Genomic DNA, 17,202 nt, shown 5'->3' with positions numbered 1-17,202 from the left:
ACGACACACAAGCCGAGGGCTCCACCGGCGGCAGAGCCCTCGGCCTGCTGAAGGATCAGTCGTCGAGCAGGTCGCCTGTCTCATTGGCTGAGTCCACGACTGTGTCGAAGTACGGCCATCCGTCGACCTCGGTCACCTGCTCGCGTGCGAAGAGGTCCAGGGTCGACAAAGCCGCATCCAGGAGCCGGCGAACAGTTCCAGGCTCGAAGAGATTGAGATAGCTGCGATCCGGCAGACGCACCAGGGCCGCGGCGTCGAAGTACGTGTTCGAGACGACCCGGTCCGGGCCGGGACGGAAGACGAAGACCAACCTGTGCCGCGTGCCCTCGGGGAACAAGGAGAGCGTCAGCCGGCAGTCCTCATAGCTGGGTTTCACTTGCTGACGGACCGTCCAGCGCCAAGTGACGTCACCCACCACGAGACGGCGCAGGCGGCGGTCGTCGTTCTTCACCCGGACACCGTATGACACGAGCGCCCGGCCGCTTGGCGGTCGGGCGCTCGGTGCATTACAGCTTGTCAGGCGGGGAACTTGGCGCCGGTGTTGCTGTGGCAGCGGTAGCCGTTGGGGTTTTTGTGGAGGTACTGCTGGTGGTAGTCCTCCGCGTAGTAGAAGGTCTGCGCGGGGGCGATCTCGGTGGTGATGTCGCCGTAGCCGAGGGGCTTGATGGCGGGGGCGTAGAGGTCGCGGGTGCGCTCGGCTTCGGCGCGCTGGGCGTCGGTCGTGTAGTAGATCGCCGAGCGGTACTGCGAACCGAGGTCGTTGCCCTGACGCATGCCCTGGGTCGGGTCGTGCGTCTCCCAGAACACCTTCAACAGATCGGTGAACGTGGTCTTGGTCGGGTCGTAGACGACTCGGACGGCCTCCGTCTGACCGGTGCGGCCGCTGCAGACCTCTTCGTACGTCGGGTTCGGGGTGTAACCGCCCGCGTACCCGACGGCGGTGGTGTACACGCCGGGCTGCTGCCAGAAGATCTCCTCGGTGCCCCAGAAGCATCCGGTACCGAACCAGACCTCCTCGAACCCCTCGGGCGCGGCGGCGGTCTGCGGCGTGTGCAGGACGATGTTCTCGTCCGGTACGGCGAAGCCGGGGGTCGGCCGGCCCGGCAGCGCGGCCTGCGGCTCGACCATGGCGGTGTTGCGGGTGAAGAACGACATTCTCACGCCTCTCGCAGAGTGACTCTCATAGTCTCTCAACGCCCGATGTAAGGCGAACCTTCCCCGCACCCCTTACGGCACGATGACGTACCGAAGAACGGGTAGTGGTCGGACGTGGCGGGCCACGGCACGCCTGGCGCGGCGGCGGCCGGGGCGGTCAGGGGTGACCACTACCCGTCGTTCGGTACGGCGTTAGGCGATCATCACCCCAGTCCGCCGCGGCGGAGCGCCGGCGGTCAGGGAGTCGTACGACGCGGCCAGTCGCTGTACGCCGTCGCGCAACGACTCCACGTCCAGCGTGTACGGGAGGCGGATGAAGGACTCGAGGCCGCCGTCGGGGGAGAAGCGGGAGCCGGCGACCAGCAGCGCACCGTTACGCTGGGCGACCCCGACGAGGCTGGAGCCGACGGGTTCGGGGAGTTCGCACCACAACGACAGCCCACCGGACGGCAAATTGAAGTTCCACGACGGGAGCTCGGCGGCGACGACCGCGGCCAGCGCGTCCCGGCGGCGGGCGAGCTCGGCGCGACGCTCCGGGAGCAGCGTCGACCGCTGACGCAGAAGGTCCGCGACGACCAGCTGCTCGAGCACCGGCGCCCCGAGATCCATGGACGCCCGCGCGTCCAGCACCCGCGCGACCAGCGCCTCCGGCACCCGCATCCACCCGATCCGCAACCCGCCCCAGAACGACTTGCTCACCGACCCCACCGTGATCACCCCGTCGGGGTCGTACGACGCGAACGGCGGCGGCATCTCCTGCCCGTCCAGTGACAGCTCGAACAGCGTCTCGTCCACGATCGCCGTCGTCCGCGACCGCGCGAACGCCCGCGCCAGCCGCTGCCGATCCGCCGCCGGCATCAGGAAACCGGTCGGGTTCTGGAAGTCCACGACCAACCAAGCGGCCCGCGGCGCCGTCTGCCGGATCGTTGCCTCCAACAACGGCAGGTCCCAGCCGCCCGGCGACATCGGTACGGCGACCACGCGGCACCCGCTGCGCCGGATCGCGTCCACCGAGTTCGGGTGCGTCGGGCTCTCGGTCAGCACCCGATCCCCGATCTGCGTGATCGCCCGGACCGCGATCGAGGTCGCGGCCAGCGCACCCGCGGTCACGATGATCTGATCGGCCGACGTCGGCAGCCCGCGTTCGGAGTAGGCGGCCGCGATCTCGGCGCGCAGTACCGGCAGTCCTTGCGGGTGGTACCCGGGTGTCGCGAGATGCAGCGGCAGCGCGTCGGCGGCCGACGCAACCGCGGTACTGATCCCCGGCACCGCGGCGGGCGCCGCGCACGTGAAGTCGTACATCCCGCCGGTGTCGATCCCGGGCGCGTGGTGCCGCCCGAGCTCCGGCTCGACCTTCGACGGCAGCGCCGTGACGCTGCCCGATCCGCGGCGGCTCGTCAGGTACCCGCTGTCCCGGAGTTCGCGGTACGCCGACGCGACCGTCGTACGGCTGACTCCCAGCGCCTCGGTCAGCTCCCGCTCGCTCGGCAGGCGCGATCCGGGCATGATCCGCCCGTCCGCGATCAGCAGCCGCAGCCGCTCGGACAGCAGCCGGTACGCCGGACCGGTCCCGTCCGCCCACTCGCCGAGCAGGCCGGTCAACGTGCTGGCGGGGAGATAACGCGCTTGCATGCAGTCCACTATCGCGCAATTGGCTATCGAATACCAGGCCACTTACTCCGGACACTGGAGAACGTGACCGCCACCTCCGCTGCGCCGCCGCGTCAGCTCGCACCCATCAACCCGATCCAGCAGCTGAAAGCAGGCCACCTGCCCCGCCGCTTGGTGCAGCTGTACGTCGGCCTGACCCTGTACGGCGCCTCGATGGGCCTGATGATCCAGGGCAACCTCGGCCTCGACCCGTGGGACGTTTTCCACTCGGGTATCACCAAGCACGTCCCGCTGAGCTTCGGCACGGTGGTGATCGCGGCGAGTTTCGTCGTACTGCTGGCCTGGATCCCGCTGCGCCAGTGGCCGGGTCTCGGCACGATCAGCAACGCGATCATCATCGGCCTGGTCACCGACCTCACCCTGGCCACGGTCGACAGGCCCGACGCGCTCTGGCTGCGGATCGTGTTCATGCTCTCCGGCGTCGTCCTCAATGCGCTGGCCGGGGCCCTCTACATCGGCGCCCAGTTCGGCCCCGGTCCCCGTGACGGACTGATGACGGGCCTGGTGCGGCGTACCGGTCTGAGCGTGCGTCTGGTTCGGACGGCGATCGAGCTCACGGTCCTCGCCACGGGCTTCCTGCTCGGCGGATCGATCGGCGTCGGCACCGTCGTGTACGCGCTCTCGATCGGCCCGCTCGTGCACGTCCTGCTGCCGATCTTCACCGTGCGACTGAAGCGCGAGTAGACCCCGACCCGGCCGTACGATGTGCCGTTCCCGAGCCAGTCAGGAGTCGAGCATCGTGTCGGTCGTTCCCGATCAGGAACTGATCATCGAGTTGCTGGAGCAGATGGAGCTCAAGCACATCGTCGACGAGGAAGGGGATCTCGCGGCGCCGTGGGAGACGTTCCGGACCTACTTCATGTTCCGCGGCGAGGAGGACCAGCAGGTGCTGTCGGTCCGGACGTTCTACGACCGGGACTACGGCCTCGACGACAAGCCGCGGCTGCTCGGGATCGTCGACGACTGGAACCGGACCACGCTCTGGCCGAAGGTCTACACCCACACCGACGACGACGGCACGGTCCGGGTCATCGGTGAGGTCCAGATGATCGTCACCGGTGGCGTCGTCCTCGACAACTTCGTGAACACGATCGTGAGCTGGATCCGCGCCGCGATCGAGTTCGACCGCTGCCTGGCCGAGCAGCTCACCTGACACGGGTCCCGGACCGTCACGGTCCGGGACCCGTTTCTCGCAGGACCCCTCAGCCTGCGGGCTCTCAGCCGACGGGCTCCAGTTCATGCTCCTCGGGAGTCGTCGAGCGGACCTTCAGCCGGCGCGGCCACCAGGCGCGGGGGCCGAGCAGCGCGATCAGGCTGGGCACCAGGAAGCTCGACATCACGAACGCCGAGATCACGATGCCGGCCGCGACCGAGAAACCCATCTCGGTGAGCAGCGCCATACCGGCCAGCATCAGAGACGAGAACGTGCCGGCCAGGATCAGCCCGGCCGCCGCCACCGACGGACCGCCGTGCTCGATCGCGAGGTCGGCCGCGGTCCGTGGATCCGTTCCGCGCTCGGCCTCCTCGCGGAGTCGCGCGATCATCAGGATGTTGTAGTCGGTGCCGATGGCAACGACGAACAGGTACAGCATGATCGGCAGCGAGAATGTGACCCCGGCGTGGCCGGCGGCGCCCTGGAACACGAACACCGTCGCGCCGATCGAGCTGAAGAAGCTCAGTACCACCGCGAGCATCAGGATCAACGGAGCGATCAGCGACCGCAGCAGCAGCGCGAGGATGACCGCGATCAGCCCACCGGCGACCGGGAAGATCACCGAGAGGTCCCGGCTGTTCGCGTCCCGGATGTCGGCGTACCCGGCCGTCACGCCACCGAGCAGTGTGGTCGTCCCGTCCGGCGCCTCGGCGTGTGCGACCTCGCGCAGCTTGCCGTCCACCAGATCCAGCGACGCGTTCGCGTACGGCGCGTCCTTCAGTACGACGTTGAGCTGGGCAACCGTCTTGTCCTTGTTCAGCAGCGCCATGCTGCCGTCCGCGCCGGCCGGGAGTACTCCACCCACCCCGTCGACCTTGGCGAGCTTCCCGGCGTACGCCGTGAGCTCGGTGGGATCGAGTGGCGTGCCGTCGGTGCTGCGGACGTAGACCGTCGTCGGGTTCAGGGCGCCTGCGGGAAATCCGGCCTGCAGGTCCTTGACCGCGCGGGCGGACTCGGTGCCGTCCGGGAGCTGGCTGAACGCGTCGTAGTCGACCTTCATCCCGAGCGAGCCGAGCGCGAGCACGACCATCACGCCGCCGGAGATCGCCGCCACCACGGCCGGGCGCCGGGCGGTGAATCGGCCGAGCCGCTTGAACGTCGCGCCCTTCGGCGTCTTCTGCCAGGACTTCGACGGCCAGAACACCTTCGGGCCGAGCAGCGAGACGACCGCCGGGACGAGCGTGATCGCCGCGAACGCCATCACCGCGACCGCGATCGCCAGCCCCGGGCCGAGGCTCTTGAACCCACCGAACACCGCCAGCAGCAATGCGCTGAACGCGACCACGATCGCGCCCGCCGCCGAGACGATCACCTCGGAGACCCGGGCGACCGCGTTCACCAGCGCTTCCTTCGGCTGCTCGCCGGCCCGGAGTCGTTCCCGGTAGCGGAACAGCAGGAACAGGATGTAGTCGGTGCCGACGCCGTACAGCACGACGGTCAGGATGGTCTGCAGATCCTGGGTGACCTGTAGGCCGGTGGCCTTCGCGACGAGTGCGATCAGGCCGGGCGCGATCCCGGAGACCAGGCCGACCGTCAGGATCGGCAGGAACGCCGCGACCGGGCTGCGGTAGATGACCAGCAGCAGGCCGATGATCAGCACGACGGTCGCGATCCCGACCACGACGAAGGCGTTCTCGAACGCGTCCTGGTTGTCGAGCATCAGCGCCGCGTCACCGGTCACGCCGTACTCGAGGTCGGCGCCGGTGAGGGCGGGTCCGGCGACGTCGCGGATCTTCTGGACCGCGTCGAGCACCGGCTGTTCGTCCGCCGTACCTTTCAGGCCGACGCTGACGATCTGCACCTGCTTGTTCGGTGAGACCGCCTGCGGGCCGGTGACGGCCGCCGTGACCCGGTCGATCTTCGCCGCGGTGATCTTGGCCGCGAGCTGGGTGACCTTGGCCTGGTCGGCCGCGGTCAGCTCACCGCCGGTGGCGCGCTTGACCACGATGCTGGCGGTCGCGTCGTTGGTCTGCCCGAATGTGTCCGCGGCCAGCTTCTGCGCCTGCACCGACTCGTACTTGTCGGGCAGCAGCGCCGCCTGGTCCTTGGTGGTGACATCCGCGAGTGTCGGCGCGAACGCGATCACCGCGACCGCCGCGACCACCCACGCGGCAATCACCTTCCACGGGTTGTGGACGACGAAGCGTCCGAGTCTGGTGAACACCCCTGACCCCTCCTGAGGGTTGTGCACTGTCTACCTGCCGGTCGGTAGATAGGCTACCTGCCGCACGGTAGGCAAGAGAAGTGAGAGAGTGGTGACGTGCAGCACGCGACCAGTTCCCGCGACACCAAGGCGGAGATCCACCGCGCCGCTGTCGACCTGTTCTCGAACCAGGGCTACGACAAGACCAGCCTGCGCGAGATCGCCGAGCAGGTCGGCATCACCAAGGCGTCGCTGTACTACCACTACTCGTCGAAACAGGACCTGCTGCGCGCGATCGTCGGCACCTTCCTGGAAGATCTCTTCGAGGTACTGCGCCGCGTGGACACGCTGCCGTGGTCACCCGAGGCTGAGCGTGAACTACTCGCGGCGTACCTGGACGTGGTCCTGGCGCACCGCTCCACCGGGCCGACGCTGCTCCGCGACGTCGCCGCCGTACTGGCCGCCTTCGGGGACGACCTCGAGGATCTGATCGCGCGAAGCCGGCGGTTCCAGCTGTGGCTCGCCGGGCCGGATCCGACGGCGGCCGACCGGCTGCGGGCCGCGGCCGCGGTCGAGACGATCGGCGCGGCGATGTCGGCCGAGGTCGACCTCAGCGTGCCAGACGCCGAGATGCGGGCCGTCCTGCTCGACGCCGCGTCCGCGGTGCTGGCGCGGCGCGGTGCGCCGGTCTCCGAGTGATTGCCGGTACTGCGGATTGTCGGTACTGCTGATTGTCGGTGCTGCGGGCTAACGTTCGCGACGTGAACACGTACCGGTTCTCGGCACCGCTGTGGCAGTACCCGGGCGAAGGCAGTTGGTACTTCGTGACGGTCCCGGAGGAGGTCAGCGACGACATCACGGATCTGACCGTGGGGCGGCGGAAGGGCTTCGGGTCGGTGCGGGTGACGGTGACGGTCGGCGCGACCACCTGGCAGACCTCGGTGTTCCCGAGCAAGACCGGCACCTATGTGCTGCCGGTCAAGAAGCAGGTGCGGACGGCCGAGGAGCTGTCCGAGGGCGCTCCGGTCGAGACGCGGTTGGAGCTCGTCGACTTCTAACAGCACGAACGCCGCCGGTTGCCCGGCGGCGTTCGTGGTGATTGCAGGTTCAGGCGCGCTGCGCGGTCATTCGCGACCGCCGCGCTTGTCCACCTTGTTGCCCTTGTCCGTGCCGTGGCCGGCGTGCTGCCTGTCGTCGCCCGCACCGCGGGAGGTGTTGACGGCCTGGTCGACGGTGGATCCCTTCGGCGCTGAGACGCCCGCGTTCGTGAGCCGCATCGCGTCGTTGCCGTCCACGCTCGCTCCGGTCGGCTGCCCGCCAGGCTTGTCCTGCCCCTGCGCCTGGCCGGCCTTGTCGCCCTGACCTTGCACCTGAGTCGGGTTGTCTCCCTGGCCCTGTACCTGAGTCGGGTTGTCGCCCTGGCCCTGTACCTGAGTCGGGTTGTCGCCCTGGGCCTGGCCCTGCGCCTGGGGGTCGGCCTGCGCGCGTGCCGGGTCCTCGGCGGCGGCCTCGGGGTCCAGGGCCGTTTGGACCCACCGCTCCTTCCGGGCCGGCTGTGCCGCGGCCTGCGCTGCCTTCTGCTGGTCCTCGCTGAGCTCTGCGCCGCCGCCCTGGGCCCGCTCGCCGTCGGCGCTCACCTCGCCACCGGACTCCTGCGGGTTCCCGCCGACCGCTTCCTGCTCGGCCTCCCCCTTCGCCGCCTCCGGCTGTGCGGCCTCCGGCTGTGCGGCCTCGGGTTGTGCGGCCTCCGGCTGTGCGGCCTCGGGTTGTGCGGCCTCGGGTTGCGCGCCCTCCTGCTGCACGGGCGTCACGAACTGCACGTTGTGCAGATTCGGATCCGGCTGCTGCGGCTGCTGGCCTTCCTGACCCTGCTGGCCTTGCTGCGGCTGCTGACCCTGCCCGGGCTCGGGGCTCTGCTGGCCTTGCTCGGGCTGCTGAGATTGCTGGGGCTGTTGGCCCTGCATCGCCTGCGCCATTTGCTGGTTGAACTGCTGGTTCTGCTGCTGGAAGTCGGCGGCCTGCTGCGCCAGCCGGCCGGCCTCCGCGTGGATCAGCTGCTGGATCTGGGCGCTGTACTGGTTGATCTCGGCAACCGCGGAGACTGCCCGCTGCTGACTCGCCTCCAGCATCTGCTGCAGCTGGGCGATCCGGTCGCCGCCCTGCACCTGCTGCTGACCGGCCTGCTGCCCCTGACCCTGCTGCCCCTGCCCCTGCCCCTGACCCTGCCCTTGAACCTGTTGCCCCTGGCCCTGACCCGGGGCCGCCTGGTTCTGCTGCCCGAAGACCTCAGGTCTCAGCGCCTGCTCGAACTGCCCCCGCATCGCCGCCGCGAGCTGCACCCGGGACAGCGTCCGATCGTTCCCCGCGGCCCTGCGGACGCCGAGGTTGGACTTCCGCGCGTCCTTGTAGCTGAGCGCCATCGCGGCCTTGAGATTCTTCCGTCCCTGCCGGACGCGCTGCCGGGTGCCGTAGGCGCGCGCGATGCGGCGGAACGGGTTCCTGGTCGGGGCCTGCCGCTGAGGCTGCGTGGACCGCATCCGCTCGGTCATCTGCTGACTGACGGACGCCGCCTGACCGGCGTACTGCTGCGGGTCGACCCGTGCGTTGACGGCGGCCTGCGCCATCACGGCCAGCTGTGACGGGGAGAATCGGCTGGCCCGCTCCAGGGCCGTCCGGTCGTACTTCTTCACCTCGCTCTTGCCGAGCGCGTAGGCGGCCTTGAGCTTCTTCGTGCCTCGGGCGCCGGCGAACCAGCGGTTCTTCGGGCGGGGGCCTGCGGAGGGCTCGCTCATCAGGTCTCCTAGTCGATGTACACGGCGTAGTTGACCCCGACAGACGTCGTCAGCGGGTCCTTGCTGGGCAGGGTGCTGTACAGGTGGATCTGGGCCCCCGGACGCAACCAGACGGCGAGGTGCCGGCGGCCGATCCCGGCGCCGGGCTCCCACTCGTCCACGAACGTCGGGCTGCTGGAGTGACCGACGTAGTCCGGCCGCCCCCAGTGCCGACCCGCGAGCGCGAGGCTGTCCGGCCAGTGCGCGTCCAGGCCGGCTTCCGCGGCGGAGATGTCGTCCGGACCGATGTCGTACGCCGACCAGCCGCTGTCCGGGGTGTCCGCGAACGCGAGACCGTCGAAGACGATCATCGTGGTGCCGCGCCGGGTGGTGAAACCCCACGACACCATCTCCGCGTCGATCACCTCGCCCGGCTGCAGCGGCCACGGCTGCCAGGAGGTCTGGCCCATCACCCGGTGCACGAGGGCGCGCACGACTGCCGGACCGGCCTCGTCACCGTCCGGACCCGCGATCACGGTCCAGTCCGGGATCTCGGCGAGATCCGCCATCGCCAGGTCGTCCTGGTCGAGCGGCCTGTCCTGCGTCTTCATGCGGTCCTGGGGTCCTTCCTGCCCGGTTGCCTGCCGGCAACCCTCTGTGCGCAACCGTAGGTGGCGGAGTGGGTCATTCGCCACCTCGTACGACGTGCCTGTGGACAACTTGGATCCCACGAAGTTCCCAGGAAGTTCCCCGGGCTGGACGGCCTGCCGGGCCCGAGCAGACCAGGCCGTACGCTGGTCCGGTGAACACGGAACACCATTACGGCTTCGAGACGCTCGCCATCCACGCCGGGAACGAGCCCGACCCGACCACCGGCTCGGTGGTCCCGCCGATCTACGCGACCAGTACCTACAAGCAGGACGGCGTCGGCGGGCTGCGCAACGGCTACGAGTACTCCCGGTCGGCGAACCCGACCCGGACCGCTCTCGAGGAATGTCTGGCCGCGATCGAGGCGGGCAGCCGCGGATTCGCGTTCGCCAGCGGTCTCGCCGCCGAGGACACGCTGATCCGCTCGATCTGCGCGCCCGGCGACCACGTGGTGTTCCCCGACGATGCGTACGGCGGCACGTTCCGGCTGTTCTCCCGGGTGCTGAGCAACTGGGGTGTCGAGATGACGCCCGCCGCGGTCACCCACCCGGAGGCGATCCGGGCCGCGATCCAGCCCGGCAAGACCAAGGTGGTCTGGCTGGAGACGCCGACGAACCCGTTGCTGAACGTTGCGGACATCGCGATTGTCGCCCAGATCGCGCATGACGCCGGCGCCCTCCTGGTCGTCGACAACACCTTCGCCTCGCCGTACCTGCAGCAGCCGCTGGAGCTCGGCGCGGACGTGGTCGTGCACTCCACAACGAAGTACATGGGTGGGCACTCCGACGTGGTCGGCGGTGCGCTGATCGTGCGCGACAGCGCGCTGGCGGAGAAGATCGCCTTCCACCAGAACGCGATCGGCGCGGTCGCGGGTCCGTTCGACTCCTGGCTGGTGCTGCGCGGCATCAAGACGCTCGGCGTCCGGATGGACCGGCACAGCGACAATGCCGAGAAGGTCGTCGAGTTCCTGCAGCGGCACCAGTCTGTCAGTCAGGTGCTGTACCCGGGCCTCGACGGGCACCCCGGCCACGAGACCGCCGCCAAGCAGATGAAGCGGTACGGCGGGATTGTCAGCTTCCGGGTCCGCGGGGGCGAGTCGCAGGCACTGGACATCTGCAACAAGGCGGAGGTCTTCACGCTCGGCGAGTCCCTCGGCGGTGTCGAGTCCCTGATCGAGCACCCGGGCAAGATGACCCACGCGTCGGTTGCCGGTACGCCGCTCGAGGTCCCGGCCGACCTGATCCGGCTGAGCGTCGGTATCGAGACAGTCGACGACCTGCTCCTCGACCTCGATCGCGCAATGGCGTGAGCCTGGTGGTGGCCGTCGACTTCGGGTCGACGTTCACGAAGGCGATCGCGGTGGACTCCGGCTCGGGCGACTTAGTTGCCCGAGCCGAGCACCGGACGACGATCGACACCGACGTGATGGAGGGCTGGCACGCGTGCCGTGCCGCCCTGGAAGCGGTCGATCGTGGGGTCGCCAAGGCCGAGGTACTGGCGTGTTCGAGCGCCGGCGGGGGACTGCGGATCGGTGTCGTCGGCAACGAGGAGCTCGTCACCGCGGAAGCGGGCAAGCGGGTCGCGCTGTCGAGCGGCGGCCGGGTGGTCGCTGTGGTCAGCGGTGGACTCACGGCCACGACCCAGAAGGAGCTCCGCAAGGACCGCCCGGATGTCGTCCTGCTGCTCGGCGGGACGGACGGTGGTAACTCGGCCGTCCTGCTCAAGGCGGCCGAGACACTCGCGAAGTACAGCTGGCGGAAACCGGTCGTTGTCGCGGGCAACATCGAGGCGCAGGACGAGATCGCGGCGACGCTGGCCGCGGCCGGCGTACCGCATGTGCTGGCGGACAACGTCGTACCGGAGATCGGGGTGTTCGCTCCGGACGGTGCGCGGGCCGCGATCCGGGAGATGTTCCTCGCGCACGTCATCGGCGGCAAGAACCTCTCGCGTGACCCGGGGTTCCAGGCGATGGTCCGCGCCGCGACGCCCGACGTCGTACTGCGGGGTGTCGAAGTGCTCGCCGCGCTGCACGGTGACGTGGCGGTCGTGGACATCGGCGGCGCGACCACCGACGTGCACTCGGTGATCGAGCTCGACCCCGAGGACGCGAACCTCGGGCGCGAAGTGGTCGCTACTCATCCCGTGACCCGGACCGTCGAGGGCGACCTGGGGATGCGGTGGAGCGCCGTACCGGTGGTCGAGGCGGCGGTCGAGGCAGGCCTGCTCGCGGACGCGCGCGAGCTGCGGTCGGCGGCCGAGCTGCGGCGTACGGATCCGTCCTACCTTCCGGACAGCGAGCGAGAGGCGTCGTACGACGAGAGCCTCGCGAGCGTGGCCGCTACGGTCGCGCTCCGGCGGCACGCGGGGCGGCAGCGGATCGTGTTCGGGCCCGGCGGCCGGGTGGTCGAGCGGTCCGGGAAGGATCTGCGCGAGGTGGACCTGCTGGTCGGGTCCGGGGGAGTGCTGCGGCACAACCCGCCCGAGGTCGCGGCCCGGATCCTGGGCTCGATCGGGACCAACGCGCAGGCGGAGGGCTGGCTCGTCCCGCAGCGCGCGGAGGTCTGCGTCGACACCGACTACGTGCTGGCCGGTGTGGGGCTGCTGGCCGACGACGCGCCCAAGGCCGCTGAGGGGCTGGCCGCGCACATTCATGGAACGGGTACGCGCGGGCACTAGTCTCGTCACCAGCACAGTTGTGGAGGTGGGATGAGCGACACGGGGCGGGACGACGACGCCGGAACGCGCGACGAGGCCAGGCAGGACGAGGTCCGCGACGATCCGAGTCCGATCGCGGACAACGAGGTGCTCGAGAAGAGCAGCGCGGCCGAGCCCGAGGCATCCACCAAACGCAGGCGGGTGGACAACGGGGTGACGCCGGGGATGGAGATCGCCAGCGCCTGGGCGTGGCGGTTCCTGGTCGTCGTGGCGGCCGTGGCCGTGATCGGCTACACGATGCGGTACCTGTCCGAGGTCGTCGTACCGGTGACTGTCGGCATCCTGCTCAGCGCGCTGCTCGTGCCGGTCACCAACGGGCTGCAGAAACTCCGCCTGCCGCGCGGCCCGGCGGCCGGGATCACGGTGATCGCGACGATCATCGTGATCGCCGGCTTGCTGACCCTGGTCGGGACGCAGATCGCCGGTCAGTTCGAAGACCTGTCGAACCAGGTCGGAGAGGGCGTGCAGAAGCTGCGCGACCTGGCCCGGATCAACTTCGGCCTCTCCGACTCCGACATCACGAACCTGTTCAAACAGATCCAGAAGCAGTTCACGTCCGGCGGCGCGCTCGGACAACAGGCAGCGGCGGTCGGCACGACGGCCACGCACGTCGTCGCGGGCCTGTTCATCTCGCTGTTCTGTTTGTTCTTCTTTCTGTACCAGGGCGAGCAGATCTGGACCTGGTTGGTGCGGCTGTTCCCGCGCCGCGCCCGCGGCAAGGCGGACTCGTCCGGCCGGAAGGCGTGGGTGTCGCTGACCGCGTTCGTCCGCGCCACCGTGATCGTCGCCGCGGTCGACGCGATCGGGATCTCGCTCGGCGCGGCGATCCTCGGGCTGCCGCTGGTGAGCGCGATCGGTATCCTGGTGTTCGTCGGCGCGTTCATCCCGGTCGTCGGCGCGCTGATCAGCGGCATCGTCGCGGTCCTCGTCGCGTTGGTTGCCAAGGGCCCCATCGTCGCGATCGTGATGCTCGCGGTGGTGATCGGCGTACAGCAGCTGGAGGCGCACGTCCTGCAGCCGTTCCTGCTCGGCCGCGCGGTCAGCGTCCACCCCCTCGCGGTCATCCTCGCGATCGCCACCGGCGTCGTCATCGCCGGCATCGTAGGCGCCCTGGTCGCCGTCCCCACCGCCGCCGTCATCAACGCCATCGTCAACCACCTGGCCGGCAACGACGTAGACCCAGAACCCCCCAGACCCCTCCCCAGACTCCGCAACAACCACTCCACCGCCACCGAGGACTGAACGCCCGGATGGCGGCAGACGGTGGTGTCGAGGACTAGCTTCCGCGTCCGTTGTGTTGCTCGCCCCTCGCGCGCTCCGCGCCGTGCCCGTGCCCCGGACGGGCGGCCGCGCCCTGCGTCTGGCCGGCAGGCCCCGAGCCGGCCCGGGACTGCCCGGACTCGGCCATCCGCATCGCTCGGTCCGCCTCCGGGTTCTGCGCCCGGGTCCGGAGCTGCTGGGCCCAGTTGCCCATGTCCTGCTTGATCGACGCTGTCTGCTCCGCGTCGAGGCCGTACCTCGCGTAGTCGGCGTCCGGAAGGTTCGCGGCCTGATCCAGCTGGTAGGCGAACCCTTCGCGGTCCATCCCGGACATCTCCCGCTCGTCCCCGAGCTCGAGCACGTCGTCGCGTGAGTAGCGTCCCGACTGGACGACGGCCTCGAGGTCGATCGCACCCTTCGCCTCGACACGGTCGTAGACCATCCCGACCTTGGAGCCGACGGAGTCCTCGACAGAGATCATCGGGCCGACCTCGGTCTCGACCGTGGGCCGGCTGCGGAAGTCGCGGCCGATGTCGACCTCGGTACTGCGGCCGTCCTTGCTGACCGCGAACTTGGCGTGCTCGCCCGACCGCTCCAGCACGTCGACCTGGTACCCCTCGTCGCCGTACGCCGTCTGCAGGTCGTTCATCGTCTGGTCGAGGTCGGTCTGCTGGTTGGTGAACAGGTCGACGTCGTGGTGCGGCCGGTCACCGAAGCCGTGTTCCTTGAAGGCCTGCCCGCCGGCCAGCGCGTACCCGCGGTCCTGGGTCGCGGAGAGCCCGATGCGGGCTACCTGAGCGTGTTCGGCGTCCATCACTGCCAGATCCCGCCGGCGCCGATCTCGGCGAGCCGCGGAAACGCGGTGTGCCAGCGACGAACGCAGTACCGCGGCAGGTGGAGCTGCGGCCAGAGCTCGATCAACAGGTCCTTGTTCACCAGGCTGGTGAGCTGGGCCGGCGTCGAGGCCTCACTGAGCACCGTCTTGTACAGCGACAGCTTGTCGTCGACGTTGGCGAGGTCGTAGACGCGCTGCGGTCCCCAGTTGATCGAGACCGGCAGTTCGACGATCCCGGTGCGCGGACCGGTCAGCTGATCCAGCGACTCGGGTACGACGTAGGGGATCCGGGAAGCGTACGAGTCCCCGGGCTGGGTGTAGCGCGGCTCGTTCATTCGTCCATCTTCCCTGAGGGATGGTTCAGTTGCTCGGCCCAGTGCCGTGCCGTGTCCCGGATCCGCGCGATCAGCTCGGGCGTGGCGCCGTACTGCTGGAAACCGGAGTCGGGCAGCCGGGCCCCGGCGCGGAGTTGGCCGGCGAACATCTCGCGGTCCAGGGGAGTGACCTCGCGCTGATCGGCGAGCGTGAGTAGGGCGTCGCCGTCGTAGCGGCCGCTGTCGAGGACTGCCTGGACGTCGATCAGGTCGCGTGGCTCGAGTCGTGAGTAAACGGCGCCGACCTTGCTGCCGAGGGCATCCTCCTCGGAGAGCACCGGCCCGACCTCGGTCGTCGCCGGGGGCAACTGCCGGTGGTCGACGCCGAGATCCGCCTTGGCCGTCGTACCCTCCTCGTCGGTCACTTCCAGGCGCGCGAAACTCGCGACTTGCCGGACGACCTCCACAACGAGCCCGGCAGACTGGTACGCCGCCACTAGTTCGTCGACGGCCGCTGCGAAATGGACGGGGTCGTCGGTGAACAGATCGATGTCATCGGACTCACGCTCACCAAACCCGTGCGCCTGAAGTGCGTAACCACCGGCGAGCACGAAGCCGTACTCGGCCACAGCTCGCAGGCCAACGGTCGCCATCCGGCGCTGCAACGGTTTCATGAGCTCAGTCTGCCCAAGCCACTCGCCGTTGAACGACAAGACGCCGCCGAGCAAGGCTCGGCGGCGTCTTGTGGGTTCGGATCAGGCGTCAGCCCTTGCCGAAGCCCTTGGTGTCGGTGTTCTTCGTGAGGTTCGCAGCGGTCTGCTGACCCTGGTTCTGCTCGGCGGGCTGCGCCGGGGTCTGGGTCTGGTTGACAGCCTGGCCCGCCGGGGCCAGACCGCCGAAGGCCTGCGCCGCGGTCTGGGCGTCCTTCTGGGTCTGGAGCTGGTTCGCCACCTGCTGGGCAGCGGCCAGACGGTCGTCCAGCGTGGCGCCGGTCATGATGCGGCTGTGTTGCTGGCTCAGCTGCGACAGATCCTGTGTCGTCACACCCGGCATGTTCCCGTCGAACCGCGCCATGGCGATGGTCGCGCGGGCACCTTCGGAGGCCCGCGTCACGCGGCCCTTCTGAGCGTCGAGCCAGCGCCCTGCCCGGTCGCGCAGATCGCGGCCGGCGTCCATCGCCCGGCCGCCGAACTCGGTAGCCTTGTTGACCTGCCGGTCGGTGAACGCGGCGGCGCGGTCGACCTGCTGGCCGCCCCATTCCTTGCCGGCCTGGATACCGCGGCCGGTCGCTTCGACGCCGGCACGGTAGGCGCCTGCGGCCTGCTGGCCGAACTCCGCCGCGCGGTCGATCTGCCGGTCGGTGAACGCTGCGGCGCGGTCGGCCTGCCGGCCGCCGAACTCCGTGGCGCGGTCGATCTGCCGACCGGCGAATTCACGCCCGGCCTGAGCTGTCTGGCCAGCCCACTCGCGCCCGGCCTGCAAGCCCTCGCGGCCGGTCTGGATCTGCTGGCTACCCCATTCACGACCGGCCTGGACCTGCCGGTCGGCCCACTCACGCCCGGCGTTCAGGTACTGACCGGCCTGGCTCTGGAGCTGCTCGGCCATTTCGTTCAGGCGCATCGACTCCCGGATGTAGAGCACCTGGACCCGGGTGGTGGCGTTCGAGACCTTCTCGTGCACCTTGTCCTTGAGCGGCACCTTCTGGGCCTGCTGGATGAGTCGGTCGAGCTCGTTCTTCTGCAACGCGGCCAGAGCACCCAGGTTCTCCAGGCTCCCCTTTGGCTGTTCCGACAGCCAGTTGAGAGTCTCGGTCCAGGTGCGTTGTGGCTGCGGGCCCTCGGTGGGCTGCGACATGTCTCGATCTCCTAGTCGATGTAGACCGCGTAGGTGACGCCCACCGCTTCGGTCAGCGGTTCCCGCGTCGGCTTGCTGCTGAACAGGTGGAACTGTGCGCCCGGGCGGACCCAGGCGGCCAGGTGACGCTTGTCGACGCCCGCACCGGGACGCCACTCGTCGAGGAAGTGCCGGCTGCTGTCGTCGCCCACGTAGTCCGGCTCACCGAGGTACTTGCGGGCCAGGTCGAGCATCGCGGGCCAGTTCTCGTCGAGTCCGGCCTCGGCTGCCGGGATGTCGTCGGGGCTGATCTCGTACGCCGACCAGCCACTGTTGCGGGCATCGGCGAACGCGAGTCCGGGGAAGACCACGATGGTGCTGCCGCGCTTCGTGGTGAAGCCCCACGAGGCGAGCACGTTGTCGATCGGCTCTCCGGGCTTGAGCGGCCACGGGGTCCACTCGGTGGCCGACATGACCCGCTGCACGATCGCCCTGACCACCTCGGGCCCGGTGTCGTCGTTGTCCGGCCCGGCGATCGGTCGCCAGTCAGCGATCTCGGCGAGGTCGGCGATGGCGGCCTCGTCCTCGTCGAGGGGCCTGTCCTGCGTTTTCATTCCGGGCTGGTTCCTTCCGTCTGTGCCTCA

General features: G+C 69.4%; 18 protein-coding genes. 7 read left to right on the top strand and 11 right to left on the bottom strand.

What is annotated here, in order from left to right; genetic code table 11:
* Window positions 1-55 precede the first annotated feature (55 nt).
* The 3 genes from AC0662_RS28335 to yczR form a co-directional block, all read right to left on the bottom strand.
* The gene (locus AC0662_RS28335) at window positions 56-451 is read right to left on the bottom strand and encodes a protein kinase family protein (protein WP_452199700.1); all 396 of its coding nucleotides are present in this window, start codon (window positions 449-451) and stop codon (window positions 56-58) included.
* A 65-nt stretch (window positions 452-516) separates the two neighbouring features.
* Window positions 517-1,155 carry a peptide-methionine (S)-S-oxide reductase MsrA gene (gene msrA, locus AC0662_RS28330; protein ID WP_452199702.1) on the bottom strand — a complete coding sequence of 213 codons (639 nt, stop codon included), beginning with the start codon at window positions 1,153-1,155 and terminating at the stop codon, window positions 517-519.
* A gap of 192 nt (window positions 1,156-1,347) precedes the next feature.
* Entirely contained in the window at window positions 1,348-2,787 is a 1,440-nt protein-coding gene (gene yczR / locus AC0662_RS28325) for a MocR-like transcription factor YczR (RefSeq protein ID WP_452199704.1), read from the bottom strand.
* 63 nt (window positions 2,788-2,850) lie between these two features.
* On the opposite strand from yczR, the gene yczE reads away from it, so the two are divergent.
* Together yczE and AC0662_RS28315 are read left to right on the top strand one after the other, a co-directional pair.
* Window positions 2,851-3,510: a membrane protein YczE gene (gene yczE, locus AC0662_RS28320; RefSeq protein ID WP_452199705.1), complete on the top strand. Its 660-nt coding sequence runs from the start codon at window positions 2,851-2,853 to the stop codon at window positions 3,508-3,510.
* Between the two features lie 55 nt (window positions 3,511-3,565).
* Entirely contained in the window at window positions 3,566-3,979 is a 414-nt protein-coding gene (locus AC0662_RS28315; protein WP_452199707.1) for a YbjN domain-containing protein, read from the top strand.
* A 64-nt stretch (window positions 3,980-4,043) separates the two neighbouring features.
* Here AC0662_RS28315 and AC0662_RS28310 read toward each other — a convergent pair whose 3' ends face one another.
* A complete protein-coding gene (locus AC0662_RS28310; RefSeq protein WP_478304407.1) occupies window positions 4,044-6,203 on the bottom strand; it encodes an MMPL family transporter in 2,160 nt (719 codons plus the stop codon).
* Between the two features lie 96 nt (window positions 6,204-6,299).
* Here AC0662_RS28310 and AC0662_RS28305 point away from each other — a divergent pair, with 96 nt between their 5' ends.
* Both AC0662_RS28305 and AC0662_RS28300 read left to right on the top strand, forming a co-directional pair.
* Entirely contained in the window at window positions 6,300-6,881 is a 582-nt protein-coding gene (locus tag AC0662_RS28305) for a TetR/AcrR family transcriptional regulator (protein WP_452199710.1), read from the top strand.
* Between the two features lie 62 nt (window positions 6,882-6,943).
* Entirely contained in the window at window positions 6,944-7,240 is a 297-nt protein-coding gene (locus AC0662_RS28300; RefSeq protein WP_478304405.1) for a DUF1905 domain-containing protein, read from the top strand.
* Window positions 7,241-7,306: 66 nt separating this feature from the next.
* Here the strand turns inward: AC0662_RS28300 and AC0662_RS28295 are convergent, their stop codons facing one another.
* Together AC0662_RS28295 and AC0662_RS28290 are read right to left on the bottom strand one after the other, a co-directional pair.
* On the bottom strand, window positions 7,307-8,974 hold the full coding sequence (locus AC0662_RS28295) for a hypothetical protein (RefSeq protein WP_478304403.1): 1,668 nt from the start codon (window positions 8,972-8,974) through the stop codon (window positions 7,307-7,309).
* Between the two features lie 8 nt (window positions 8,975-8,982).
* Complete coding sequence (locus tag AC0662_RS28290) at window positions 8,983-9,564, bottom strand: hypothetical protein (RefSeq protein ID WP_452199715.1); 582 nt, start codon at window positions 9,562-9,564, stop codon at window positions 8,983-8,985.
* Window positions 9,565-9,755: 191 nt separating this feature from the next.
* On the opposite strand from AC0662_RS28290, the gene AC0662_RS28285 reads away from it, so the two are divergent.
* From AC0662_RS28285 to AC0662_RS28275, 3 genes are read left to right on the top strand one after another with little or no spacing between them, the layout of a single operon-like run.
* Window positions 9,756-10,910: a cystathionine gamma-synthase gene (locus tag AC0662_RS28285; protein WP_452199717.1), complete on the top strand. Its 1,155-nt coding sequence runs from the start codon at window positions 9,756-9,758 to the stop codon at window positions 10,908-10,910.
* Window positions 10,907-12,277: a glutamate mutase L gene (locus AC0662_RS28280; protein WP_452199719.1), complete on the top strand. Its 1,371-nt coding sequence runs from the start codon at window positions 10,907-10,909 to the stop codon at window positions 12,275-12,277. The genes AC0662_RS28285 and AC0662_RS28280 overlap by 4 nt, the downstream gene beginning before the upstream one ends.
* Before the next feature lie 30 nt (window positions 12,278-12,307).
* Complete coding sequence (locus AC0662_RS28275; RefSeq protein WP_478304401.1) at window positions 12,308-13,558, top strand: AI-2E family transporter; 1,251 nt, start codon at window positions 12,308-12,310, stop codon at window positions 13,556-13,558.
* Between the two features lie 34 nt (window positions 13,559-13,592).
* On the opposite strand, the gene AC0662_RS28270 is transcribed toward AC0662_RS28275, so the two are convergent.
* The 5 genes from AC0662_RS28270 to AC0662_RS28250 form a co-directional block, all read right to left on the bottom strand.
* The gene (locus AC0662_RS28270; protein WP_452199723.1) at window positions 13,593-14,390 is read right to left on the bottom strand and encodes a hypothetical protein; all 798 of its coding nucleotides are present in this window, start codon (window positions 14,388-14,390) and stop codon (window positions 13,593-13,595) included.
* A complete protein-coding gene (locus tag AC0662_RS28265; protein WP_478304399.1) occupies window positions 14,390-14,746 on the bottom strand; it encodes a hypothetical protein in 357 nt (118 codons plus the stop codon). The genes AC0662_RS28270 and AC0662_RS28265 overlap by 1 nt, the downstream gene beginning before the upstream one ends.
* On the bottom strand, window positions 14,743-15,399 hold the full coding sequence (locus AC0662_RS28260; RefSeq protein ID WP_478304397.1) for a nucleotidyl transferase AbiEii/AbiGii toxin family protein: 657 nt from the start codon (window positions 15,397-15,399) through the stop codon (window positions 14,743-14,745). The genes AC0662_RS28265 and AC0662_RS28260 overlap by 4 nt, the downstream gene beginning before the upstream one ends.
* A gap of 88 nt (window positions 15,400-15,487) precedes the next feature.
* Window positions 15,488-16,579 (bottom strand): hypothetical protein, encoded by a 1,092-nt coding sequence (locus AC0662_RS28255; protein ID WP_452199729.1) that lies wholly within the window; start codon window positions 16,577-16,579, stop codon window positions 15,488-15,490.
* An 11-nt stretch (window positions 16,580-16,590) separates the two neighbouring features.
* A complete protein-coding gene (locus AC0662_RS28250) occupies window positions 16,591-17,172 on the bottom strand; it encodes a hypothetical protein (RefSeq protein WP_452199731.1) in 582 nt (193 codons plus the stop codon).
* Window positions 17,173-17,202 lie beyond the last annotated feature (30 nt).

The organism is Kribbella sp. NPDC043289 (assembly GCF_056436705.1).
Note: the sequence above shows the minus strand (reverse complement) of the source record. Positions and strands in the feature narration are given on the sequence as shown.